Origin of the sequence: Streptomyces sp. CGMCC 4.7035, from assembly GCF_031583065.1 — a bacterium.
Taxonomy (GTDB): Bacteria; Actinomycetota; Actinomycetes; order Streptomycetales; family Streptomycetaceae; genus Streptomyces; species Streptomyces yaanensis.
Map to the genome: position 1 here is coordinate 2,364,070 of NZ_CP134053.1, position 25,568 is coordinate 2,389,637.

The following is a 25,568-nucleotide window of genomic DNA, read 5'->3' on the forward strand; positions in this document are numbered from 1 at the left end:
GCTCATCCTTCGACGACCCGCCAGGTGATCTCCACGGTGGTACCGGGTTCGCGGGCCGCCAGCTCCGCGATCTCGGCCTGGAGCTCGGCCACAGCCCTGGCCGCGGTCGTCCGTCCGCCGCCGGAGCGCTTCACCCGTCCCGGGGTGGACGGGCCCGGGCTCGGCGTCTGCTCGGGGACCGGCGGGTGACTCGACGGCGTGTCGAGCGGTACGTCACTGGGGCGCGGGGCCGGGGGAGCGGGCGGCGGAGTCGGCGTCGCGCGGTTGCGCTTCACCAGCGCCAGCACCTCGCGCTGGGTCCGGGCCAGCGCCTCCTTCAGGTCGTTGGTCCGCTGGTCGCTCTGCGCGGCATTGCGCAGGGACTCCAGCAGGGCCTCTCCCTCCGGACCTTCCGAGGTGGCCAGGTCGAGCGTGGTCCAGGACGCCGAGTCCAGCGCCTGCGCCACCGCACGGGCCTGCTTGACGGAGGTCCCGAACCGGTCAGCGCCGACCGTGCCGAGGTCGAAGGCGGCCAGGGCCTCGACGGTCTTCCGGGCTCCGGCGGCTCCCTGACCGGCAGAGCGCGTGAGTTCCTGGAGCAGCTCGACGGCCCGCCGCGCGAGAGCGAGGCGCCCGCCCTCAGCGGTCTCGTCGAGCCGGAGGAAGCCGGCGTGCCGCTCCAGCTGGGTCACCAGCTCACGGGCTGCCTCCAGGTGGGCACTCGCCTGCTGAGTGATCTGTCGGGCGAGCTGGTTGACCATGCGGCCACGCCGCAGCGTGGGGGCGGGCTCACCGAAGACCGCGGTGAACCGCTGGCGGGCCGCCGCCCAGTCCTCCTCGGAGGGCAGCGGCTGGCTGCGCAGCGCGTCATGGTCCTTGATCTCGTTCAGCGTGGGCGCCGGGTCGAGCGGGGTGCCGTTGCGCACCCACACCCGGTCGTCCATCTCGGCGAAGGAGGCCACGACGAGCCGGGCGAGGAAGCTCGGCAGGCCGCGCGGTGTCGGCCTATCCGTCCAGTCTGTGAGGGTGATCAGGCTGAGGTCGCCGGTCACGCCCTGCGAGCTGGCGAGCTGCCGGAAGTGCTCCGCCCAGTACTCCGACACTTCGAAGTACGCCTCTTTCTGCTGTCCCAGCCGCAGCGGAGTAGCCACGCGCCGCATCAGGTTCCGGTCGGGGGCGGGGACTTCGGCACGTCCGTCGCGGGCCTCGGCGGCCGCCTGTACGTGCGTGAACACCTTCCTGGCGTCGGCAGGCTTGACGACCGTGCCGTTGCCGTCGGGGTCCAGGTTCGGGTGGTCCGGGTACTGGCTCGCGAGCAGCTTGCCGGCGATGTGCCGGATGCCGTCGCGCAACGACTGGCCGAAGGACAGGGTCAGCCCCTCGACCTCGCGCAGCGACTCCAGATGGTCGCCGAAGCCGAGCTCCACGTCGGTGGCTTTCTTGTCCGCCAGGCCGTACGCCTGCTTGAAGGCGGCCTTGACGTTCTTCAGCAGCGACTCCCGCTGGGTCTCCAGGAGCCCCTTGGCACGGGCCCGGTTGTCGGGGCTCAGATGGCCGGCGTACTGGCCGTCGAACCTCTGGCTGTCGGACAGGGCCTTGTCGATGACGACGAGGCGGCGGAAGTCGGCGTAGCGCTGGCTGGAGAGGTGAGTGGGCAGCCAGGCGACGCTGCGGGAGGGCTCGCCCTGCCGCTCACGCAGCCGCTGCATGCGGTTGGCGTCCTCGCGGGGCCCCCACTCGCTCTCGTCGAAGGGGAGGTCGATCACGATTCGCCAGTGCCCGTCCTGCTGGGGCATCAGGTCGTGGTCCGGCAGCGCGTCCTCGTCGGCGACATTGCCGAACACCACCTCGACACTGCGCTCCGTGCCTCGCCATGCGAAGTGCAGCTCGTTGATCAACTGCGACTGGTCGATGCCGAGTTCCTCGACGAGGAGCCGCTTGGCGAGGGCCTCGCGGTTACCGGGGTTGTCGTTGACGTTGGCGTTGGCGATCACCGAGTCGACGTCGACGCCGGACAGTTCGAGCCGGACGCCCGGGTTGGCCTCGGTGCCGGTCTCCTTGATCTCCGGGAAGCGGCCCGCCCACTCGGCGACCTTGTTCTTCAGGATGCCGTACTCGCGGCCCGGGATCGGGGCGACCACCGAGCCGTAGTTGAGCGCGGACAGGCGGCGGATGGTCAGGTCGGACAGGGCCGGGACGCTCGGGGCGAGCGCCGACAGCAGCAGCGTGCCGACGATCCGGTTGTCCCCGGTGAACTGCTTGAGCCGGTTGCGCAGGTCCGGGTCGGTGATGCTATCGGGGCGGTGGATGTACTGCTCGATGACCTCCTCCGACACGTTGTGGGTGAGGATGAGGTACGGCCGCAGCTTGGTCCGGTACAGCTTGTCGGCCGCCTCGAAGACCACCTTCAGACTGTCGGTGAACGGCTTGTCGCCGCCCGCCGTGATCAGCGGGTACAGGTCGCCGACCGGGATCAGGTCGCCAAGCCGCAGCTCGGCCCGGTGGTCGGCGAGCAGCTGCCCCATCAGCTTCATGCCGGTCCGGTTGCGCTGGAGCGCGGAGGACACGTGCACGAGGGTGTCCATGAACGCCGGCGAGAAGGGGTACGTCAGCCGGAAGCTCTCCTCGTCCGCACCGACGCCGTCCGCACCGCGGTCGGAGCCCAGAAGCGTGTCCCACACCTCCTGGCGGATCCTGCGGGTCTTCTCGAACTCGGCGTTGACGAGAGCGGCGGCCTCCTCGTCCTTGGGCTTGAGCAGGCGGGCGTGCGCGACCTGGGGGAGGTTGCGGTCCTCCAGCGTGATCTTGTCGAACCGGCCCGAGGCCAGGTTGAGCGTGTCCTGGATGGACGCCTCGGCCGCACCCGACACCTCCTCGCCGACCAGCTCGCGCAGGTCGCGCTGGCGGGCGATGAACGAGATCACCGGGATGGCCCGGCGTGCGTCACCCCCCTCCACGAAGTTGGTGATCTTGCCGGCTTCCCGAGCCACGAACTTCTGGTCGTGGATGAGGGTGGCCAGCCACAGGATCAGCTCGTCCATGAAGAGGATCAGCCCGTCGTAGCCGAGCGCCTTGGCGTGCTCGGCGATCACGGACAGGCCGGCGTCGAGCGAGATGAACCCGTGCTCGTCCTCAGCGGCGTTCTTCGCGAAGCCCGGCAGCAGGTGCGTGCTCGCGTCCTGGACCAGGCGCGCTCGCAGCTCGGCGGGCGTCGACGGGCTGACCAGGTTGAGAGCCTGGCCGCCCTCGTGGACCTCCTCGGCAGTGAGGGCGGTGTCGAGCAGCTGAGGCGTCCAGCCGAACGCCTCGCCCCACTCGTCCTCCTCGTCGGCCGTGCCGCCGCCGTCCGCCGAGGTGAGGCCGCCGATCACCGCCTGGTCGCCCATGCGGGACCGCATCGCCCGGATGTCCTCGAACAGGGCATCCGTCCGGTACACCTGCGGCGTCGGCGCCTCGGGGTGCAGCTTTTTGACATGGCTGACGTACCCGCCGAGGACCCGCTGCTCCAGGGCCTTCGCCCCGAGCATGTGGTACGGCACGAGCAGGAACCGCTTCCCGTCCGTGCCGAGCCACTCGTGCTTGGTGAGCACCGGGTCCAGGTCCGTCCGCGCGCGAGCCGCCGGCGCCCCGCTGAGCAGGGCGTGCAGCACCGCCATGAAGTGCGACTTACCGGAACCGAACGAGCCGTGGAGGTAGGCCGCCTTCGACGACTGCCCGTCGAGAGCCTTCCGGATCAGCCCGAGCGCCTCGTCGAAGTTTTCCAGCAGCCGTTCCGTGACCACGTAGTCGCGCAGTGCCCGCTCCGCACCTTCGGGAGTCGTGGCCTCCGAGAGCTGGAGGACGAAGTCCGAAGTGGAGATGGACTCCTTGATGTCGATGACATCGCGGAGCAGAGGCGGCTGCTGTGCCATGAACGATCACTCTCCGACGTGCGGCTGCGCGGGCTCATCCGATCGTATGGCGTACCACTGACAACGGATGACAACTTTTCGCACATGCCCGACTACGCGAGGGCGGGCGCCTCCACGCCGGACACCGGTTGCACGAGCGAGCGCAGCTTGTCGCGCGTCTCCGGGTCCGTCGAGTAGATGATGGTGCCGACCATGCCGCGCGTCAGCAGCACCTTGTAGGTGTTGCGGATCAGGCGGTTGATCTCGCTGTCCGGCGTCGCCTTGGTGAAGATCGGGTCCTTGGACGCCGTCCGGTCGACGACCCAGCGGTCCGTACGCCACACCAGGTCGGGTCCGATGATCACGCCCGACCAGTCGTACTCGAAGCCCTGCGCGGTGTAGACACAGCCGACCTGCCCGAATCCGGCCGGGTCGGTGGCCCACAGGGGTGCGGGCGGCGCACCGAGGACGGACCGGTCGCCGTACACGTTCCAGGGCCGCGCCCACTGCCCGATGACGACATCGGTGGGCAGCTCGGTCATGCCCGGGGTGACCTTGGTGGTCCACTTCCAGCAGTAGCCGGCTGACATCCGTGCGCCGTAGCCCTCCGCCCGGCGGGCGACGAGGAAGTCCTCCAGTTCCTGCGGCGTCTCGGCGGTCCGCAGCTCCAGCTTGCCGTCCGGCTCCCAGGCGCTCGGCGTGCCGCCCTCCAGGCCGAGCAGGTCGACGACCCACTTCTCGTATGCGTCACTGCCACCGCAGCGGAACTGGCCGTCCAGCTCTACGACCGTGCACTCGAGGCCCTGCGCGGCGGCGGCCCGCTGGATCTCAGCCTTGGTGCCCATCTCGCCGGGCCGCACGACCTGGTGCTGGTCGAGCAGGAACACGGGTACCCGGGCGGCATCGATCAGCTCCGCCACCTGGAGGCGGCCGGTGCGCAGTTCCGCCCTGGTGTAGCGGTTGGCGGAGGTCTTGCGGAGCCGGTGGGCCTCGTCGCAGATCAGCACGTCAAGGTCGTTCGGCTCGGCATCCATGAAGCTGTTGAAGTACTTGAACAGCTGCTGCACGGCGGGCTTTCGCGCTCCGGCGACCTTGCGCATAGTCTTGGTGAACGAAGCGGACCCAGTGGCGTGCAGAGCGGTCACCCCGCGCCGGTACAGTTCGCCGAGGATCGACAGCGCGACGACGCTCTTGCCGGAGCCGGGACCGCCGGTCACCACGATGACCTGCTTGTGGTTGGACCGCTTGGCCTGGCGGACGGCGGCCATGACCTTCTCGTAGGCGACCCGCTGCTCGGCGATGAGCACGAACTGCTCGCGGTCGCGGATCTCGGCCGCCGCGACGGCCATCAGCTGCTTCGATGGCCGGATCTTGCCGTCGAGGAGTACGTCCGCGGCCTCCGCGCCGGGCTTGGCGGCGAGTCGTGAGCGCAGGAAGTCCAGGAAGGCGCCGCGCTGTTCACCCGTGTACATCCGGCCGTGCTGGTCCTCCTTGACGCCCCGCAGGCCCGCGATGCGGGATTCGGTCGCGTTGTGCAGGAACGCCACCCCGGCGAGGGCCTTTGGCATCCGCTCCAGCGCGCCGTTGAACGACAGCAGGTACTCGCAGTAGCCCCGGACCTGCTCGATCGGGTTGAGCACGGCGTCCGGGTAGGCGTCGATCCGGCACAGCAGCGGCTCGTCCTCTTCCGGGTAGGCCGCGCTCCACTGCTTGAGTTCGACCACGACGTACGACGGTTCGCCCGTGGTGGGGTGTATGCCGGCGAGTACGGCGTCCGCGCGCTTGCTGGTGAGGGGCAGGCTGTACTCGATGAGGACCTCGACGTCGCCGAGGCCTGCATCCATGAGCGCGTTGACGAGCGCCGGGAGGCTGCGTTCCCAGGACCTTATCTCCGACTGCCCGGCGTTCCGGCCGTGCAGGTGACGGAAGTTCTCGGTCAGATGCAGCGCCAGCGACCCTTCGAGGATACGGGCGGCCACGGACGCCGCGGACTCACGGAACAGCAAGGAGATGCCCCCAGGCAGCACGAAGAAGACTCGTGCGGGTGGGGGCATGTCCTTCGAGGTCCGCCGCACTCTCGCGAGGCGGATCAGGAAGCCCGTCGGGCCGCTGAGATGGTCTCGCCATCCTAGGCGAGGGTGTCGATCACGGGGAGGGGAACGGTACGGAGTCGGCCAGGGCGAGGGCGGGTGTCGGGGTGCGGCTTCGGATGGGGAGCGGTGCTGTCATCTGGGCTGTCTGCTCCGGGCGTTCGCTTCGGCGACGAGGGCGCTCAGCAGCTCGGCCGGGGTGAGGGGGCGGAGGTGGCCGGGGTCGGCGTCCCATTCGCGGCCACCGGCGAGCGGGCGGAGCTGGATGTACGGGCCCTCGTGGCCCATGACGCGTCCGACGCGGTCGCGGGCGCTGTCGTGGACGGCCTCACCGACGGTGGGGATCGCGTCGGCGTCCTCCGTCACCCGGTGATCCCCTTCGTGATCACGTCCGCGAGCAAGTGGGCGACCGGGGCTGAGCACACGCCGAGGTGGACGAGCGCGTACGGGGCTTCGACCTCGCGGTCGTCCACCCAGGGGGTGCGGATGTCCATCGCGGGGAGCTGGATGCCGGCCTGGGTGAGGGCGGTGGCGAGGGCGTCGCGGGCGTCGAGGGCTTCCTGGGTCTTGGAGGTGTGGGGAGTGTGAGGCGTGGGGGTCATGTGGGTCCTCGTCTGTGCGGTTGGCGGTGTGGTTCCGCTGATTCCGTGACCCGGCTGCGCTCGGTGAATTACGCTGCGTAGTCCGGTCGTTACGAGGATGCGCCCGGATGTGGACGACCGGGTTGCGGACGGGGCGGTGCTTCCCCGCTGCGCGGAGGTGGTTCCACACGTTCCACATCGGTCACGCGCACGTCCCGGAGGGAGCGGTATGCCGCAACGACGCGTCATCACCGGCCGCAGCCAGGAGCCCCGTCAACGGTTCGCCGAGGAGTTGCGGACGTTGCGGGTCGGGAGCGGGACGAGCTTACGGGCGCTGGGTGAGCGGCTCGGGTGGGACTGGTCCTTGTTCGGCAAGATGGAGAAGGGCGAGACGCTGGGGAGCCCGGAGGTCGTTCAGGCGCTGGATCAGCACTACGGGACGCCGGGGCTGCTGCTGGCGTTGTGGGAGCTGGCCGCCGGGGACCATACGCAGTTCCGGGAGCGATACCGGCGGTACATGGCGCTGGAGGCGGAGGCGGTGAGCCTGTGGCACTTCGCGGTAGGTGTGCCTCCCGGGGTTCTTCAGACGCCGGGGTACGCGAGGGAGGTTCTGGCGGCGGGGCGCCTCAAGGGGAAAGAGCTGGAGCAGCAGGTCAAGGCCCGGTTGAGTCGTCGCGACTTGTTGGAAGGAGAGGATGCGCCGCACTTCCGTACGATCCTTTCAGAGACGGTGCTACGTACTCCGCTGAGGGACGCTGTGGCCTGGCGTGAGCAGTTGGCGCACTTGGTCGAGATGTCCGAGCGTCCGATGGTCGCGGTTCAGGTGCTTCCGCACAGTGCAGGACCGCACAGCCTCTCGCATACCGACGTGATGTTCCTGCGGGTGCCGGACGGTCGAACCGTGGCCTATGTGGAGAGCGCGAGTCGGGGCGATCTCATCGAGACGGCTGGCCAGGTCGAAAATCTTCAGCAAATGTACGATGCGGTGCGCGACTTGGCCCTGCCCCCGGACGAGTCGCGGAAGTACATCCTGCGCGTGCTGGAGGAAGTGCCATGCGAACCATCGACCTGAGCGCCGTTTCCTGGCGCAGGAGTAGCTACAGCAACTCGGATGGTGGTCAGTGTGTCGAGGTCTCCGACGACTTCGCCACCGTCGTTCCCGTGAGGGACAGCAAGGTACTGAACGGTCCAGTGCTCGTATTCCCTGTGGGCGGCTGGTCTTCCTTCGTGTCGGCCGTCAAGGGCGGCTACCTACCCGCCTGATCTGGCATGCCGGTGGCCCCCGCGATCGATGCGCATCACGGGGGCCATCGGCGTTGCCGGGCGGGCTACTTCTTGGTGGTACGGCGTCCTCTGGTCGCGGCGGTCGGGCGCCAGGCGCGCAGGTCGTCGTCCGTGAGGCCGTGCTTGCCCTGCTCCATCTGCCGGTCGCCCTCGAAGAACTTGGCGGGGGTCGGGGCGAAGAGAGGGTCGGGCTCGTTGTGCCACTGGTTCAGCCAGGGCTGGAGTTCCAGCAGCCCGGCGAGAAGCGGGGTGACCTCTTCGATTGTCAGGCCCTCGTGGGTAGCGATGTACGTGTCGAGCGCGATCGCCTGCTCCCGGTGGTCCCAGCCGGCCCAGCCGTACAGGTCGGGGGTGGCCACGTTGGCCCGCGCGTACGAGATGAACCGCTCCTTGGGCACGTCCAGCTTGCCGCGCGCCCGCCAGTAGGAGGGGCGCAGGAAGTCGGCGGAGGTGTACTTCGGCGGTACGGGGATGGTGTCCCGGATCTTCCGCTTGGCCGGCTCGTCCGGAGCGGCGTCCTCCTGCCGCTGAAGATCCCAGACGTGCTCCCAGTCCGCGCGTTTCTTGAGGGCGGAAGGCTTGTAGCGCAGCGCGGAGAGGAAGGGCACGTGCTCGTCGGTCATCAACTCGGCGATGACGGCAGGCAGTTCCTTGCGGGGCGCGTAGATCTTGGCGACGGAGACGAAGTCCTCGTCACGGGAGAGGTTGTCGGTAAGGCGGGAGAGGGTGACGAGGGTAGGCATCCCGTTCTCGTCGAACCAGTGCGCACGGTCTTCCATCCGGTCGAGCAACCAGCTCCGAAGCGCTTTCTCCTGAAGCGAGTCCCACCCTTCGGTGGCCCAACGCCGCTTGTACTCGGGCCGCTCGACCATGCCGATGGCCCGGGACGACTCGATGGCATCAATCCGCTTCTGGACGACCTCACGGTAGGCGGCGGGCCAGTGGGTGGGGATCTCAGTGATGGGCGTGGAGCCATGCCGCTTGAACCACTCGTCACTAGCCTCGCCTGCGGCGACTCTACGTGCGAGCACGATCTCAAAGGCCCGCTCGCCGAGGGTGAGTTCGGGGATATCGGGGGAGGCAGGGTCCTCGGAGACGCGCAGGTCTTCGGGGTGCAGGCTGTAAAGCGAATAGACCTGCCAGTCCAGCTCCTCCTGAAGGGCGATCATGCGGGCGCGGGCCGAGTACCACGTATCCCTGGCTCCTCGGAGAACTGAAGCGACGGGAGTGGCTTCACCGGCGATGGCAGCCGGATCCTTGGCAGTTAGTCGCTGCCCCAAGGCATCCAAAGCAGTAGCAAGATGGGTGGGGAACCTGTCTGGCAGCGGAAGGCGTTCGATGTTTGAGCTATTGAACTGGTAGAAGCGCTCCCACATTTCGGTTTTGATGCCGGACTGATACCCCTCGCTTCCCTTGCTGTGGCAGGCCATTTTGAGCCATAGTGCGGCCGTTGAACTATTCAATATTCCGAGAAGCTGAATATGCCGCTCTTCGGATGCTTCTTTCGAGAGTTTGATCACCGGTGCAGTCTGTTTAAAGACCTTTCCGCCTCGATCTAGGGTGAAGTGATTGTGGGTTGCTACTTCGCCAAAGGTAATTGTGAATTGGGTTCGGAGCTTGCTGCTCGTTAGGCGGCCATACTCGGTCCATCGGAGACCAGCTTCCACCTTCGTTTTTCCGCCGAACATGACATTGCGGGAGATGGTTGTTCTGGCTGGCCACATGTATTGAAGAAGCGGAGTTACTTCCTCGACAGTCGCTGGTTTGAAATCGGAGTCGTATGGAAATAGGGCGGCATCGAAACCAGAACCAGACCAGTCGCGGACCAGGTCGCCTGTCACCATCGGCCGGACGAAAGCATCGGGAAGTTTGTGGCGGGCGGCGCTGTGCGGAGGGAGCAGGTACAAGTCGTCCTCGAGCGTGAAGCTCGTAATGCCAACCGAGTCGGAGAGTGAGCCAAGTAGGGTATTGCTTGCCTCGTTGAGCTCCTCGACCATCTCCACGCCGCCATCCGCGAGGATCCAGGGTTGCTTGCTGAAATAGCGCTGTCGGTCCAGGTCGTTCGCAGAAACCCATTGACTCACTGACCCAGGTTCATCGATCTGATCCACGATCGCTCGCCATACATGTCCTTCCTCCGGACTTCCAGGAACTGATGGCTCACCTTGGACACTACGGATTGTGCGAATCGTTCGCGAACGGTTGATGCCGCCCCGACGTTTTCCTACCAAGATGACGGTTGGCGTCCCGTGCCCCGGAATATAGGCACCTGAAGTGTCGATGACCTCGGTAAGTTCCACTTCGTGACCGAAGTGTGCCTCAATCAGTCGAATTCCGAATTCTCGCTTCATGAACGAGTTCGCAGTAATCTGCCCGACCATGCCGTAGCCATGCCCGCTCTCCGCTTCCCCCGTCTTCGCTAGCTCGAAGAACCGCTGAGCAAACGGCACCGACAGCGCGTACTTCCCCGCACACGCGTCGTACAACCCCCGATAAAGATCGTTGAGCTTCCTGTCCTTTACCGTGATATACGGTGGATTCCCCACCACCACGTGATACCGTCCCGGCCGCAAAATATCCGGGTGCTCATGTACATCCTCAGTCTCATACTTGAAGTCGGCCAGCTCATCAGCCCCCTCCTCCTCCAAGTCGTCAAACAGGTTCCCCTGCTTGTGCCGGTGCTTGATGAGCGAGTCACCCACTGCCAGGTGGATCGGCCACTCGTACTTGGCCGCCTCCGCCAGCGTCCGCACCCCACTCGCCGCCATAGCCGCCACCAGCAACCGGAACCGAGCAATAGCCACGGCGAACGGGTTCAGGTCCACCCCATGCACAGAGTCCAGCGCCTCCCGCACCCGCTCGTGCACGTCCTTACCGGGCCGCCCCTCCCCCCATAGCCGCACCAGCCGCCGAAACGCCCCCAACACAAAGTGCCCCGACCCACACGTAGGGTCGATCATCTTCAGGCCCTCGTACCCGAACTCCCGCACCGCCGGATCCATAGTCCGATCGAGGATGAACTCCTCCACGAACTCCGGCGTCTGAAGTAGCGCGTACGTCTTCCGAGCAGCCTCACTCAGGTCCTGATACAGGTCACCCAGGAACCGCGTGTCCCACCCCCGCGTCCCGTCCCCGTCCTCCTCCAGCGCATCCGTGAAGTCGTGGACGAGGACACCGTCCTCATCCCGCTCCCGCCAGAAGTCCACCAACTCCCGCGCACCGTCGTGCGACAACGGAATCTGGAACAGAGGGTTGTGCCGACGGTCGAACAGCAACCGCCCCGCCTGTCCCGCCCCCAGTTCCTCGAACGCCTGCTCAAGCCAGCCCCGGTATGTAGGGTCCTCCGACCTCGCGACGTACTCCTCGAAGCGAGCCAGCGCCAGATCCCGTCGATCGCCCTCCGGCGCCGTCAGGTACGGCTCCGGAATCAGGCCGTTGTCCTCGCAGAACCGCACGAAGACAGTCCCCAGCACCCACGCCACCGCGACCTGCGTGACCCGCTCGTCCAGCCAGGAGTTCCAGGTCGCCGCCGTACGGCCCAGCTTGCGCGCACGGTCGTACTCGGCGCGCAGCTTCTCGCCCTCCGGTACCACCTTGACCTGCTTGCCGAGGTCGGCTTCGACCGCCTTGACCTGCTGCTTCAGGTCCTCCAACAGGGCCTTGCGGTCGATCACTTGTCGTCTCCCTCGGTACCGTTCACGCTCACGACACTCACGTCCGTCACACCGGACAGGTAGTCCTTCTTCACCCACGAATCCGGAAGGTCGATCCATTCGCCCAGGCCGGCCTGGTACGCCACCGCCGTGTGCCCCAGCTTCGGCTCACGCGCCGGGTCCGCCTGCGGCACCAGCAGCCACAGCCCGCGTCCGCCCTGGCGAGCAGCCTCCGCCAGCCGGTCGAGGACGCCCATCCCGTCGTAGCGAGCGAACACGGCCACCTCGGTCAGCAGGACCGGGCCCGAACCGACCCCCGGGGCCAACAGCTCCCGCACCTGCGGCTCCACCGTCCCCCACGCGGTCCGCGCGTACTCGCCGAACTTCAGCGCTCCCCGCGAGCCCGGCTCCGCCACGTCCGCCTTCAGCAGCGTCTCCCACGTCGGCTTCGTGCCCGGGGGGACCAGCGCGTGCATCGACTCCAGGAAGAGTTCGGTCACGGACACCGCCTGCGCGCCGATACGGTGGCCCGCCAGCCTCCGTACCGCCTCGACCGTACGGCCGTGGTGCACGGTCAGGACCCGGTAGCCGTCCTTCCGGGCCGAGGCCAGCAACCGCTCGTCCGCTCGGACCCCGCCCGCCACCAGCGGGTCGTCGGAGTAGCGCGTCACCGCGCCGGCCTGCGTCGACTGACGCCAGTTTCCGCCCGTGAGATAGGTGGACGCACTGTCCATCCGCGTCGGCAGATAGCGGAGCGTCCTCGTGCCTTCGCGCGTCGAAAGGGTGAGATCGAAGCCGGCGTCGCGCAGTGCCTTGGTCAGTGGGCCGCCGGTCGGCAGCTCGTGCGTGCTCGCGCCCCGGCCGTCCCTGATGACCAGCTCCGGGAAGCGGGCCCGGACCCGTTCGTGAACGTCCTCGCCCGTCAGGCCGGGCTGCAGGGCCTCCGGCATGCCTGGGATCAGTCGTACCAGGCCGGCCTGGGTGAGGCGCAGGGCTCGTACGAGGGGCAGGTCGCGCGGGTAGATCTCCAGGCGGGGGGTGGCCGCCGCGTTCACCGACGCCGCGGCGGCCAGTTCGACCAGCCGCCGCTCGTCCCAGTCCACCACACCGGGCGGCGGCGTCAGCGCGCCCAGCTCGCTCAGCACCGTCGTAGCAGTCGGGAGAGTCTCCAGGCGGGTCAGCCGGTCTGCGGTTTTGCCCAGACGGGTTGCGTAGTCGAGGAGCCCCGGAGCCGTCGGGGTGTCCGGAGCGTCGACCTCCCGCACGTCCAGCGCGAGCAGGCCCGCCGCTAGGACGTCCTCCGTAGCCTTACGGTTGGCCTGATGCTGGAACTCCGCCTCCTCCGGCTGGAGTTGCTCCACCTCTACAATGGCCCGTACCGCCGCCAGAGCCAGCGCGCGCCGCTGTTCGCGTCCTGCCAGCTGCGTACCGCGCCGTACGGCGAGGGCGTCGGCGATCTCCACGGCGGAGGCGACCCGGCCGAGGCCGACCAGCAGGCCCACGATCTCGTCCCGCAGCGCCTGGACCGCCGGGTGCTTCTTCCAGCGCTTGCGCTCTTCCTTCAGCATCTGCGGGATGCGCCCGGCGGACAGGCCCAGCGCCTCCGCCACGTCCTTCTGCTTGGGCCAGACGCCGATGCCGGGCAGTTCACCGCGTTCGTCGGGCAGGCGCAGCAACAGCCGCACCATCTCGACCTTGTTGCTGTTGGAGCGGTTGTTGTTCAGCTCCGGGACGAAGAGCGTGGCGAGGAGGTCGAGGCTGACCGAACGCAACGCGGACTCGCTCAGACCCGCCGCTCCCTCGCCCACGGCCAGGGCTCCTGCGACCGCCGACTCGGTGGCGGTGAGCTGGGCGAGTTCTTCCTTGGCCTCGGCGCGGCCCTTCGGGGTGAGCGGGGAGAGGGGTGCCTCGCGCAGCAGCCTGCCCCACTGGCGCTGGCGGCGCTGCACCTCGGTGCGGGTCTTGGTGCCGAGGCCCGGCGCGTTGAGGAGCTTGCTGCGGCTGTAGTCGAGGAGGCCGCCCACGGTCGTGATCCCGAGGCCGTAGAGGAAGGACTCGGCGGCCGGGGTGAGACCGGCGGCTGACAGATGGGTGTCCCTGGTGACCGCCGCCGCCAGGCGCTCGCGCTGCTCGTCGGCGGTGAGCGGCTCGGCGTCCGCGATCGTCGCCGCGCGCTCGCCTGCCACGGTCTCCTGCGGGACAGGCTCCGGGTGGCGCGAGCGGTGGCTGGACGGCACCGTCTGCGAGGCGTCCAGGAAGATCTTCTTCCAGGCGTCCCGCATCGGCTTCAGCTCGGGGAAGCGCTTCGCCGTGTCCCGGTGGAGCGCCTTGCGGAAGAAGGCGACCAGACCGTCCCGTACCGCGGGCTCGAAGGCGTCGGCCTGGACGGTCGGGTACGGGAACTCCTTCGCGTCCGTCATCCGGGGCGGAACCGAGCCGTCGCCCCACCTGGGCAGTTCACCGGAGGCCATCTGGTGCAGGGTGACGGCAACCGCGTACCGCTCGGCGTGCGAGTCGTATGCCGTGCGGGTCAGGGTGCCGATGAACGGGTCGAGGTAGCCGTCGGTGCCGGCCTCGTAGTCCTTCGCCGGGTAGCCCGCGAGGGAGAAGTCGATGAGGACCAGCTCGCGGGTGCGGTTGGGGCGGATGCGGATGGCGATGTTGTCCGGCTTGATGTCGCGGTGCCAGACGCTCTCGCCCTCCAGGAAGTCCACGGCGCCGAACAGGTAGTCGCCGTACGCCTCCAGCTGGTCCATCTTCAGTCGGCCGTGCTCGCGCAGCTGGCGCGCGACCGTCTCCTCACGGCGGCGGGTGCGGGTGCCGGTGCCGGAATCGGGGGTCTCGTCGGTGTCCTCGCGCTCGTCGCCCACGTACTCCAGGGCGAGCACCGTGCGGGGCCCGATGCGCAGGGGTTCCGGCTCGACGAGCCGGATCACCCGGGAGTCGGGGCGCAGCCGGTTCATCACCTCGGCCTCGTGAACCAGCACCTGGCCCCGGCTGTCCGAGAGGGCCACCTTGAGAACGGCCAGCGGCCGAGTCTTGCGCGCTTCGGCCTCGAGGTCGCGGACGAGGAATGCCCGGCTGGTGGAGCCGGTACCGAGGCGGCGGCGGACCTCCCAGCGCCCGCCGAGTACGTCACCCGCCACCGCCTCCAGCGGGTCCTTCTCGGGGTCCTCGGCCGGTTCGGGGTCGGGCGCCGAGGTCGGGGCGGTCAGACCGTCCTCGACGATCTCCAGCATCTCCAGGAACTCGTCCACCGAGGACAGGCGCTGTCCGGGCCGGTAGGCGGTCGCCGCCTGGACGAGGAAGTCGATGTCCTCGGAGAGGTCGTCGACCAGCGAGCTGGGGCGCAGTCCCTCACCTGCCTCCAGCCGTGCCAGCAGCTCGGCCTGGCTCGCGGCCGGGGCCCTGCCCGTGACCAGGAGATAGGTGAGAACGCCGAGGCCGTACACGTCCAGGTAGACCGGGTCGGCCTTGAGAGCGGTCAGCTCCGGGGCGAAGTAGGGGTCGGAGCCCTCCGCCAGGTGCATCGCCGAGAGGGCGGTCGGTGCGAAGCGGGTCATGCCCTGCCCGCTGCCGCCGCCCGTGTCGGAAGCGCGCTGGGTTGCGATCTGCCAGTCGGAGATCTCCAGGCGCGGGGTGAGCCAGGCGGCTTCCTCACCGACCGTCTGCCCGCGGCGGCCCCGGTCGCGGGGGATCACGTGGACGGCACGGGCGGCCAGCGCCCGGTGGTGGATGCGGGCGGAGTGCGCGGAACGCATCGTCTCGGCGAGCTGGCGGACCAGCGCCATCCGACCGAGGATGTCGAGGCCCTTGCCGTGCTGGAGCAGGTACTCGTCCAGGCGGAGGGTGCGCGGGTCGTAGTCGAAGATCAGGGCGGGGCCCGCGGAGTGCCCGGACGGGTAGTACTGCTTGAGCTGGACGACGCCCGGGTGCTTGAACCGCTGGAGCACGGCCGCCTCACGGCGGGCCGCGTTTTCCACCGAACGCCGGATCGACGCGTCCGATCCGCGCTCGCTCAGGTAGACGCGGACGCGGGCCACCTCAGGCAGCTCGCTGTGGCTCGCCTTGTAGTCGGCCCAGGTCGGGCCCGAGTCGAACGACTTGCGGTCCAATTGGTACGGGCCGACCTTGTACTCGGCGTCACTGCGCCGGATGCCGATCCGTTCGAGCGCGGTCCTGATCTCGCGGGACTCGACGGCCGTGATGCGGCGCCGCTCGTCGCGCGGTGGCTGTTTCAGCATGGTGACCAGCTCGTCGACGGTGTGGACGCCGTTCTGGTCGTGGGCGGGCAGACGGACGCGCAGACCGCCGTCGGTGAAGCAGACGGCCTCGCCGACCCACACCCGCCTGCCGTTCTGGCCGAGCAAGCCGGCCAGCTCCTTCGCCTTCTTGTTGACGAGATGGAGGGGGTTGCCGTGCGGGCGGCGGTGGCCGCCGGGGGTGGTCTGTACCCAGGTGCCGTTCTCGCTGGTCACGGAGCCGTGCCAGTCCTTGAGCTCGATCATGTACACGCCGCTGGGGGCAACGACGAGGAGGTCGACCTCGCGGACGTGGCCGGTGTGCGCGGTGAAGGTGAAATTCGACCAGGCCCGCCAGGGATCGGCGTCCGGCAGCTTCTCCCGGATGGCTTCGAGGCCACGGTGTTCATGGTCGAACTCGGACTCGGTGACCGTGGTCCACCGGCCTTCCCGCATGCGTTGTCCCCGCCTCTTGGTTCCGTCCGCAGTCACTGTCCGTTCGTGGCATTGCGTGCCGTTTCCGCCACGTCACGGACCTGGTGAATCCTAGCCGCGGCCGACGACAGCGGGTAAGTCGTGCGTCAAGCCGCAGCCGTCGGCCCAAGGGCGCGCGCGGGGGACACACGAGGGAAAGAACGTTGTCAGCGCTCCAACGCGCCACCATCGCGGCTGGTTCGGCTGAAGATGCACTGGCCGGGACGGAGGCTTTCCCGCTACTCATGGAGGCTTGGTCGGGGAACGGGGGGATCCGATGCTGCTCGTCATGGCATTACTGGTGATCGGCGGCACCGCGCTGGTGTCGCGTTGTGGGGGCCCGACGGCCTACCACCGGCCATGTCGCCGTAGGCGCAGGGGGCTGTTCGCGCGCTGCCGGGACCATACCTTCACCTTGATCACCATCACCGACCTGGCGGGCCTGGCGCTGTTCGGGCTGGCCTGTGGGATGTGGGCGCTCTTCGGCCCGGCCGCCTGATGCGGCGCAGACGGAGCCAAGGAGGGTGGGCGGCGGTTCCCTGGTGGGTGTGGGGCCTGGGCGCCCTGGCCGGGGTCAGTGGTCTGTGGCAGGCGGCCGAGGAGTGGCCGGCGTGGACGGGCACCGCGCTGACTGCCGCGGCAGCGGGACTGGGCGTGAAGCCGGGGCGGCTGGTCATACAGAGATGGACCGACCGCTCGGCGCTCTCCGCGGGGCCCGCGCGGTATTCGCTGGCGCATCTCGATGCCCTGGACCCCCGGGCGTTCGAGCTGGCGGTTTGTTCCTTGCTGCGCCGGGACGGACTGACCGCGGAGCACGTGGGCAAAGCGGGGGACAAGGGCGCCGACGTACTCGTCGTCGACCGTTCGCGACGACGGGTCGTCGTTCAGTGCAAGCGGCTGCGGCCGGACCGAAGGGTCGGGGACCAGGATGTGCAGCGGGTCAACGGCACATACCGCCACGACCACGGTGCAGATTTCGCGGTGATCGTCACCACGGGAGGGTTCACAGCAGCCGCGAGAGCCAGCGGCCCACGCTACGGGATTCGCCTGGTGGACCGGGATGCGCTGGAACGGTGGGCGGACCTGGGTGAACCGCTGTACAGAATTCTGCGGGTTCCGGACGAGGGCGCACGACGTAGGCGCTGGACGCCCGGATCATGGCGGCGAGACAGACCTTAGGATGACGGGCCATCAGGTACTTCGCCAATCCCGTTGCAACGTAGGTGAGTTGGCATTGCGAGAGGGGAACATGTCCGACGAGATCGAATCCGCGCGGATCCAGGTGTTCGGCGCGGACCCGCGGCATGCGGAGCTCGAAGCGCGAGAGCTCCGTGAGGTTCTGCGGGGGCTGGAAGGCGCCCAGGTGCGCTTCGCCCCGCCTGAGGCGCCGCGAGCTACGGAGGGCGCGAAAGGGCCGGAGCTGCTGACCCCGGAGGTCGTGCTCGTCCTCACCACGGGCACTCTCGCGCTGGCGAGGACTGCCATCAAGGCGTGGGTCGAGGTGCGTAAGAGCCGCAAGGTGCGCGTCGTGCGTGCCGACGGAACGGTCACGGAGTTCCAGGGCGGAGTATCCGGGCGTGAGGTGAAGGCACTGCGGGACAGCCAGGGCGACAGACCTTGCACAGGCCCGGGAGACGAACGATGAGCCGCAAGCATGCCTTACTCGTGGGCACCGCCGCCTATGAGGACGTGAACTTCCCTGCCCTGCCCTCTGTGCGCGCAGACGTTCACTACCTGAGCCAGGTCCTGGAGATGCCGGCCGTCGGAAGGTACGAGAAGTGTGTACGGGTCGAGGACTCGTCGAAGGCGGCTATCAAGCAGGCCGTCGAACGGTTTCTCAGGGACCGGGAGCCGGACGAACTGGTCGTGCTCTATCTCAGCGGGCACGGCGCGTACGACCGTGAGGACGGCCAGCTCTACTACGTCACCACGGACACCGAGGCGGACCGGCTCCAGCAGACCGCGCTCGAAGCCTCCTACGTGACGGATCAGTTGGAGAAGTGCGCCGCTCGGCGCAAAGTCCTGCTGCTCGATTGCTGTTTCAGCGGCAGCGCGGTGCAGGGCTTCCGCAGCAAGGGGGCATCGCACTCGGCCACCACACCGGTCGTCGAAGCCAGCGGCGTGCACGTCATCACCGCGTCGCAGCACTGGGAGCAGGCCTTCACCACCGATGCGGACCAGCCCTCGCAGTTCACCAGAGCGATGGTCGAAGGGCTGCACTCGGGACAAGCGGACCTGGACGGTGATGGGCAGGTCTCGGCCAACGACCTGTTCCGGTACATCAGCCGTGACCTCAGGAAAGCACCTGACGGACGCCGGCAGACGCCGACTCAGTCCAGCCTTCAGGTGACCGGCGACATCTATCTCGCCGATGCCGCGGCCGGCCGCCAGATCCCCGCCCTCAAGCCGCTGCCCGCCGGGCTCACCGCGGTCACCGACGGAGCCGGAGGGATGACGCCGGCACCGGTCAAGGCTGCCGAGGCGTTGCACGACGACTCCGCATTCACCGACACCGACTGGGCAGGCCTGCTGACGTACTACCAGCACTGTCTGGAGGCGGAGAACTCCACCGACGAACTGCTGCCGCTGGTGGGCAGCGATCCGCCGCGCGTCGTCTGGCCGGAAGGGGAGGAAGTCCTGCTCTCCGGCACGGAGGCCACGGTGCGAGCGCCGGAACGCGTCGTGGACCTCGCCGAGCGTGCCCACAAGGACGGCGCCGACCTCTGGTACGGATACCCCGTCGCTGTCCTCTACGACGGCAAGCGCCAGGTGTGCGCACCGCTCGCCATGCGGCAGATCGAGGTCGAACGCAGTCCACAGGGACGCAGTGTGGTGACACCCACAGGGCCGATCGTCCTCCATCCCAAGCTCGTCCTCGACCGGTTGGGCAAGGATGAAGGCAAGGAACTGCTCGCTGCCTACCAGCCCAACTGGCGGCCGGGCTTCCGAGAGGACATGGTCCGCGACCTGCGCAGTCTGCTGCAGGAGCTGGGACTCCCCGACACGGAGCATCTCGATCCCGGATCGCTCGGCGACGGCAGCTCGCTGTACGCCGCGCACGAAGGCGCCCGCAATGTGGCGGTCGTCTTCGCCGCACGGTCGGACTCGGCGGCCACCGCACAGCTGATGAAGGACTACAGGACGCTGCAGAAGAGCGTCGGGCAGTTCGCCGGCACCGCGCTCGGGGCATTGGCCCGGGGTACGGACTCAGAAGCGGACGAGAGCGCCGAGCAGGAGGTGCAGGTCGTCGCTCCACTGGAACTGAATGAAGGGCAGGAAGCGGTCATCCGGGCCGCCATGGTCCGCCCGCTCACCGTCGCCACCGGGCCGCCCGGCACCGGTAAGAGCCAGCTCATCGTCAACGCGGTCGCCACCGCAAGAGCGGCCGGCCAGACCGTGCTCGTCGCGTCGACCAACAACAAGGCGGTGGACGAGGTCTGGGAGCGTTGCGAAGCCCTGGCTCCGGGCCTCCTCGTACGTACGGGCAACCAGACAGCCGTCGAGGAAGAACTGCGGACGCTGGAGCGGCTGACCCGCAGCGTCCGGCCCCATCAGTCTTCCCAGACGCATCGGGGCGAACTGCGGAACCACATCCGGGAGCAGGAGGCACTGCGTCGTCAACTCGCGGAGGTCGCCCGTAGGGAGCGGGAACTGGCCGACCTCGGCCGGCTGCGGTTCTCGTACGCGGAACAACACCATGGTGACCCTCAGACGCTCGCTACGGCCCTGGGCGACGATGTGTCCCTCGGCCGGTGGCTGCGCCGGGCTCGTGCGGCGATGCGCCTCGGGATCTTCGGCGGGTGGCTGCGAAGCCGGTGCGTGCGCGGCCTCGCCCCGCTGTCCGTGGAGGCCGCAGGGCGCACGGAGTTCGCCGGCCTGGTGTCCTTCGCGGAGGCTGAGGCTGCCTGGCGGCAGAAAAGCAGCGAAGCCGACGCGGCGGCGGACGACCACCAGCTGCTTACGGCGCTTCGGGAGACCGATCGACGCGTCAGGGAGACGGCGGCATTACTGCTGCGAGCTGTGGTGGCGGAGCAGGCGACGACCGCGCGTGCGGCCATCCATGACCGCATCGAAGCCGTGAAGTCACGATCACCACGGCAGTGGTCGTCCTTGGAGCGAATCCTGCCGCAGGTGTCGGGCTGGGCCGTCACCGCGAGGTCCCCACGGCGGTTCCGGGACCGAGCAGCCCTCCTCGACCTGGTCATCGTCGATGAGGCGAGCCAGTGCTCCACGCCGGATGTGCTGCCTCTGCTCTTTCGCGCACGGCGGGCCCTCGTGATCGGTGACCCCATGCAGTTGCAGCACATCACCACACTTCAGCCCCGGCAGGAGGCCGAGGCGCACCGTGGGGCGGGACTTCGGGCGAGCTGGCTCGACGAGCACCGGTTCGAGCACCGCCGTTACTCCTCGTTCCACGCGGCTGCCCACGCGGCCGGAGATACTTTGCTGCTGGACGAGCACTTCCGTTGTCACCCGGACATCGTCGGCATCTCCAACCGGCATTGTTACGGCGATCGGTTGACCGTTCTCACCGAATCCCGGTCGCTGCGACGCATCGAAGGAGTCGACGCGGTTCAGTGGCTCGATGTGGCAGGGACGGCGCGCAGAGGCCGCAACGGGTCGTGGACGAACCAGGAGGAGGCGGATCGCGTCCATCTCTCGGTGGAGCGGTTGCTGATGCGGCTGCCTCAAGGTTCGACGGTGGGGGTCGTCACCCCGTTCCGAGCCCAGAAAGACCTGATCGCCGAGCGCTGGAAGCACGAGTCGCGGGTGCGGGTCGGTACGGTGCACACGTTTCAGGGAGGACAGCAGGACGTGATCCTGTTGTCACTCGTCGCGGGCGCGAGAATGCGCCCTAGTGCCATCAACTGGCTCTGCCACGAGGTCAACCTGTGGAACGTGGCCATCACCCGTGCCCGTTCGCATCTCATAGTGTTCGGCGACCGTGACTTCTGGTCGGCCCGTGCGGGGATGCCGCATGCGCTGCTGGACGCTGCTGAGGCCAAGGACGCGCTGTTACCGGCCGGCGCTGAATCCGGACAGCAGCACGAGCTTGTCGGCGACCGGCTTCAACTCCTGCTGACGAACGAGATTTCCGGAATCCTGCTTGACCGGAACGTAACGACTGACGGCTATCCCTGCGACTTCGACGTCCGCCGGGGTACGGACGCGGCCCAGGTCCAGCTGGACCACGGGGCGTCCGCCGACGTGGAAGGCGCTCGCCACCTGAGGCTCGCCCTCAGCCATGCGGCCTTGCTACCGAACGGCGTGCGACTGCCCGCCTGGCACGTGTGGGCCGGCCGAACGGAACGAGTGACGGGGCGGCTCAGCGGCCGATGAGGGCGAAGCGCAGGTACCGGAGCGAGGACAGTGCCCGTGCCGACCGCCTGGCAGCTGCGATCTCGGCCTCGACTGCGGCCAACCGGCCGTGCGGATCACCGAGTTGTTGCGCTCGTTGGGCGAACTGCTGACGTTGCTGAGAGGCGTGCCTGGCGGCGAGCTGGTCTTCGCTGGTGAGCCGGGCGAGTCCCGACCTCAGCTTCTTTCCTGCGTCTTCACGTGCTCTCTGGGCTGTCGTCTCCGTCTCCAGACGTCGACGGGACAGGTCTGCCTCGCGCCGTACGAAGTCGGCTTCGATGGACTGGCGCCTGGCCGCGGGCAAGCTTGAAGGCGCGCGAGAGGAGACACGGGCAAACTGCCGTCCTCTCCACTCCTCCAGAGTTCTGGCGCGGTTCGCACCGATGCCCTTGATGTCGAGTCTGCGTCCGTCGGCCGTATTGATCAGCCCTGTGACGTTGTTGTACCGGCCACCGGAACTGACCAGGGTGATTCCGGTGAAGTCTGCGGCCGTCCGGACTCCGTGGGCTGCGAGGGCCTGGACGAGGGATCGTCCGATGCCGGTCAACTCCTTCTCGTGCAGGCGGACCTTGCGCAGTTCGCCGTCGATGAACTCCTTGCGGTAGCTCGCCAGGGCCCGGTCCAGAGTCGTCCGGCGCTGCCCTGCGAGGGAGGCGATGTCTCTTTCGATGGCTTGCTGGTCCTGGACCTTCTTCTTCTCCGCTGTCTTGACGGCCTTCTCGTGGGAGCGCTCCAGCTTGGTCTGAGCGACCGTGAGCTGACTCTTCCGGGCGGTCTCCGCGGCATCGAATTCCTGCCGCTCCCGCTTGAGCTGATCAGCCTCTCTGACAGGGCCGAGCGTGGCACGCCGCTTCTCCCGGAGCCGACTCAGGTGGGCGCGCAGAACCTTGGTCTCCGGACGCGAGCCACGGGCCGCGCGGGTGGTCAATGCTGTGACGCCCAGGGTCCCGCCGTAGGACAGTGCTGTGACGAGCGGAGAGATCAGCTCGGACAGAGCGAGGGCACTCGGCGTCAGCACAGCCAGCGGCAGCAGGAGCCCGAGCAGTACGTCCGCCATACGGCGGTGGGTGTACCTGCGCGGAAGTGAGCCAGAGGGCGTCGCGGATACGCCCGGATCCGACGCGGTGGTGGTGGCGGTGATATGACCGTCGAGCCAGTCGGGCCGGCGTCCCGCACCCGTCCGGGGGCCGGGGATGTGAGCCCCGGGTGTGGGAGCGACCGCCACCGAGAGGCGTGGGACGAGCGACAACGGCTGCCAGGCCAGTGCTTTGATCTGTTCTGCCAGGCCACGTACGGTGCTGTCGGTGTGACTGAGCAGAGTCGGGAGACGGACGGACCCGGCAGGGTCCTTGAAGTCGTCCTCCGTCAGCAGGAGGTATTCACCGTCAGGTTCGTGGAGGCGTGTCCACAAAGACGGATCAGCGGCGACGGCGTGCAGGGCGAGATAGATGACCCAGTTCGAGAAGTGGTCGAGGGTGCTGTCGAAGTCGTCGTCTCCCCGGGCCGGAGACTGGTAGTTACGGTGTCCGCGTTCCGTGCTGTGGCGTCCGTTCAGGGCTGGTACGAACATGCCGTCGTAGTCGACCAGCCGGAAAGTACCGTCCTGGGCGACCAGCAGATTTCCGTGCTGCAGATCGCCGTGCGCGATGTCGTGCGTGGCAAGATCCGTGGTGAGCTGGGCGAACCGCTCGGCGAGTTCCCGCACCGCCGCGCTGTCCGTGTAGTGATGGTCGAGCCAGTTGGAGAGTGTCACGGCCTCCACCCAGTCCATTTTCAGGACCGGGAAGCGCGACCCGTTGACGAGAATGCCGTCCGGTACGTAATCGAAGCCGATCCGCCATGGCTGCGAGAGTGAACCCGGATCGATACCGGAAAGTTTGTTGCTGATCGCCTCATAACGGTCCTGCTGATCGCGTACGTGAGAGGTGAAACACTTCAGGGCATAACGTCGGCCGTCAGCAGACGTCAGGGAGAAGACGCTCGCGAACTGGCCGGAGATGGGGCGGGGGAGGCCGAGCTTGTTGGCCTGTGGCTGGGCTCCGCGCAGGTCGTGATCCCGAAAGCACACCGCGGTGTTCTGCAGAGCTTCCTGGTACTCCCGGCCCGAAGGAAAGGCCAGTGGCCCCCGCACAGTGCTCACGCCTCACTGCCCTTCGACATCTATGCGTACGACGGCCACGTCGTCGTTGTGGAGTGCACCCTCTACGCGAAGCCCCTGAAGCCAGTCCGAGAAACGAGGGCCGTCGTGCGGGCCCGAGAACTCCGACAGCTCAGCCAGAACACGCGCGTGATCGGTGGCGGAAAGGAACCAGTGGGCGAGCGCGTCAGTCATGAGGAGCAGGCGGTCACCGGATGCGCAGATGCCCTCAGCGAACAAGGTGCGGGCAGAGAGCAGCGCGCTGTCGCGATTGAGGCTGTTGAAGAGTTTCGGAGTGACGCCGAACTCGTCTGTCTCTTCCACGGGGAAGGACTTGAGTATCTTTCCGTCCCGGATGTGAAAGAGGCAGCTGTCCCCCAACGCGGCGCATCGCCAACGCCAACTGCCTCCTGGTACCGGGTCCATGCGCAACATCAGTAGGGTGGCGGACGCTCCGGCGGTGAGTTTCGTCTGCTCGTACCACTTCAGGGGATTTCCCTGTGCGGCGCGCGCCGCAATGTACTTTTCGAGCCACGGTTCCCACAGTGACACGGTGTTTCGGGCGAACGACTCAAAAGAAGGTCCACTGTGGAAGACCTGTTCGTCCTCCCAGGCATGTTGGGCGGCGGACCGAGCCAACAGATGCGCCCAGTCCCTGGCCAGGACGCTTTCCGTCGCCCCGTCGCACATGCCTACGGCCAGTGGGGCGTCGACCAGTTCGTCGAACCGCGGAGCTGGGACGACGTGGGCGGCATCCTCACACTCGGCTTCTGCGCTGCCGTTCTTGGGTGCGAGAAGCCGAGTGAGGTAAAGGCCGCTCGAGGTCACCGGAGTTCGGTGGCGCGGGTGCCGATGTCGAGGAACTGGACAACCGACGTGACGTCGGCGTTGTAGACGAAGCCGCGGGTGTTCTCACTCACGCGCTGCCCCTGGGAAGCGGCATAGGAACGCATGTGCGTCGGCAAGGGGCTCGACATGGCGAACAGCGCGCGAGCGTAGTCGTCCGGCAGGTCGGCGTCCGAGTCGGGGAACGCGCTGGGAGCGCCGCCGGCCGCGGAGACGTGCAGGTTGAACAGGAGCACGGAGCCATCCGCCGTCGCATGCGCGGTGATCGCGGCCGCCGACGCGGCGGGATCACCGTCGGTCGACTCTCCGTCGGTCAGATTGAGAACGATGGGCGGAAAGCTGCCGGGATAGCGCTCGGTCCAGCCCGCCACCAGGGTTTCGGCGTACTTGAGCGCACGATTCATCGGAGTACCGCCCTGCGCGACAGGATCCATCCAGAGCGGGAATTGCACCGTGGTTTCGACCAAGCCTCCGGCGCCGTCCGATACCTTCTTCGCCCGGGTTTCTATTCTCGCGGGTGCGTCGGCGACCTCGCTCAGAGGTACCAGGTCGCGTCCGGTGAGTTCTCCTTGGAAAGCGGAGCCCACGGCACTTCCGTAGCCGATCACCGCGATATGGAAATAGTCGCGTACGCCTTCCTCTTTGGCGCACTTGACCGACAGTTCGGTCAGCAGTCGATTGATGGCATCGGCCACTACGTCGGCTTTCCTCTTGGGGTCGTCACCGCCGATCGGATCGGTCATGGAGGTGGACTGGTCGACCAGGAAAATGAAGCAGGTCGGACTAGTGCGGCTGATCTCGGCTGTGTAGGGCATGCCGGTTGTGGCCCCTTCCCCCATTGTTGTGAAGGGCTTCGCCGGGTGCTGATGAGCGACTCACCGGACCTGTCCTTCCTGACCAGGGGCAGACTATCGGTCCTGGCGCAGGCATCGCAGGGGAACAGGCGCGTTGATCCGCTTACTCGACGGCAACTTCTGCGCTTTCGCCGACGATTTCCGGCCAGCGGCTACTGAGGCATTGCGTCGGATGAACGCG

The 25,568-nt window shown here is 67.8% G+C and carries 15 protein-coding genes; 6 read left to right on the forward strand and 9 right to left on the reverse strand.

From position 1 onward, the window contains the following. Window positions 1-2 precede the first annotated feature (2 nt). From pglY to Q2K21_RS09910, 4 genes are all read right to left on the reverse strand, one after another. Complete coding sequence (pglY, locus tag Q2K21_RS09895) at window positions 3-3,890, reverse strand: BREX-2 system ATPase PglY (protein WP_310769024.1); 3,888 nt, start codon at window positions 3,888-3,890, stop codon at window positions 3-5. 92 nt (window positions 3,891-3,982) lie between these two features. Then, a complete protein-coding gene (locus Q2K21_RS09900; protein WP_310769026.1) occupies window positions 3,983-5,923 on the reverse strand; it encodes a DUF2075 domain-containing protein in 1,941 nt (646 codons plus the stop codon). A 171-nt stretch (window positions 5,924-6,094) separates the two neighbouring features. After that, the gene (locus Q2K21_RS09905; RefSeq protein ID WP_386275982.1) at window positions 6,095-6,325 is read right to left on the reverse strand and encodes a hypothetical protein; all 231 of its coding nucleotides are present in this window, start codon (window positions 6,323-6,325) and stop codon (window positions 6,095-6,097) included. Further along, window positions 6,322-6,561 (reverse strand): hypothetical protein, encoded by a 240-nt coding sequence (locus Q2K21_RS09910; protein ID WP_310769029.1) that lies wholly within the window; start codon window positions 6,559-6,561, stop codon window positions 6,322-6,324. The genes Q2K21_RS09905 and Q2K21_RS09910 overlap by 4 nt, the downstream gene beginning before the upstream one ends. A 208-nt stretch (window positions 6,562-6,769) precedes the next feature. On the opposite strand from Q2K21_RS09910, the gene Q2K21_RS09915 reads away from it, so the two are divergent. Then, window positions 6,770-7,612: a helix-turn-helix domain-containing protein gene (locus Q2K21_RS09915; protein WP_310769032.1), complete on the forward strand. Its 843-nt coding sequence runs from the start codon at window positions 6,770-6,772 to the stop codon at window positions 7,610-7,612. Beyond that, a complete protein-coding gene (locus Q2K21_RS09920; protein ID WP_310769034.1) occupies window positions 7,594-7,803 on the forward strand; it encodes a DUF397 domain-containing protein in 210 nt (69 codons plus the stop codon). Before Q2K21_RS09915 ends, Q2K21_RS09920 begins: the two co-directional genes overlap by 19 nt. Window positions 7,804-7,868: 65 nt before the next feature. Here Q2K21_RS09920 and pglX read toward each other — a convergent pair whose 3' ends face one another. Then, the gene (pglX, locus tag Q2K21_RS09925) at window positions 7,869-11,498 is read right to left on the reverse strand and encodes a BREX-2 system adenine-specific DNA-methyltransferase PglX (RefSeq protein ID WP_310769036.1); all 3,630 of its coding nucleotides are present in this window, start codon (window positions 11,496-11,498) and stop codon (window positions 7,869-7,871) included. Further along, complete coding sequence (gene pglW, locus Q2K21_RS09930) at window positions 11,495-16,174, reverse strand: BREX system serine/threonine kinase PglW (protein WP_310769039.1); 4,680 nt, start codon at window positions 16,172-16,174, stop codon at window positions 11,495-11,497. Before pglW ends, pglX begins: the two co-directional genes overlap by 4 nt. Before the next feature lie 307 nt (window positions 16,175-16,481). Here pglW and Q2K21_RS09935 point away from each other — a divergent pair, with 307 nt between their 5' ends. The 4 genes from Q2K21_RS09935 to Q2K21_RS09950 all read left to right on the forward strand — a co-directional run bounded on the left by Q2K21_RS09935 (window position 16,482) and on the right by Q2K21_RS09950 (window position 21,532). Further along, a complete protein-coding gene (locus Q2K21_RS09935; RefSeq protein WP_310769042.1) occupies window positions 16,482-16,691 on the forward strand; it encodes a hypothetical protein in 210 nt (69 codons plus the stop codon). Beyond that, entirely contained in the window at window positions 16,691-17,371 is a 681-nt protein-coding gene (locus Q2K21_RS09940) for a restriction endonuclease (protein WP_310769045.1), read from the forward strand. Before Q2K21_RS09935 ends, Q2K21_RS09940 begins: the two co-directional genes overlap by 1 nt. A gap of 70 nt (window positions 17,372-17,441) precedes the next feature. Beyond that, window positions 17,442-17,837, forward strand: a complete 396-nt coding sequence (locus Q2K21_RS09945) for an effector-associated constant component EACC1 (protein ID WP_310769046.1) — start codon at window positions 17,442-17,444, stop codon at window positions 17,835-17,837. Beyond that, window positions 17,834-21,532, forward strand: coding sequence for a caspase, EACC1-associated type (locus Q2K21_RS09950; protein WP_310769048.1), 3,699 nt, complete (start codon window positions 17,834-17,836; stop codon window positions 21,530-21,532). The genes Q2K21_RS09945 and Q2K21_RS09950 overlap by 4 nt, the downstream gene beginning before the upstream one ends. Here Q2K21_RS09950 and Q2K21_RS09955 read toward each other — a convergent pair. The 3 genes from Q2K21_RS09955 to Q2K21_RS09965 are packed head-to-tail and all read right to left on the reverse strand — an operon-like array spanning window position 21,519 to window position 25,348. Beyond that, entirely contained in the window at window positions 21,519-23,690 is a 2,172-nt protein-coding gene (locus Q2K21_RS09955) for a hypothetical protein (RefSeq protein ID WP_310769050.1), read from the reverse strand. The genes Q2K21_RS09950 and Q2K21_RS09955 overlap by 14 nt on opposite strands. A gap of 3 nt (window positions 23,691-23,693) precedes the next feature. Further along, window positions 23,694-24,515 carry a hypothetical protein gene (locus tag Q2K21_RS09960; protein WP_310769052.1) on the reverse strand — a complete coding sequence of 274 codons (822 nt, stop codon included), beginning with the start codon at window positions 24,513-24,515 and terminating at the stop codon, window positions 23,694-23,696. Beyond that, a complete protein-coding gene (locus Q2K21_RS09965) occupies window positions 24,512-25,348 on the reverse strand; it encodes a vWA domain-containing protein (RefSeq protein ID WP_310769055.1) in 837 nt (278 codons plus the stop codon). Before Q2K21_RS09965 ends, Q2K21_RS09960 begins: the two co-directional genes overlap by 4 nt. Between the last annotated feature and the right edge of the window lie 220 nt (window positions 25,349-25,568).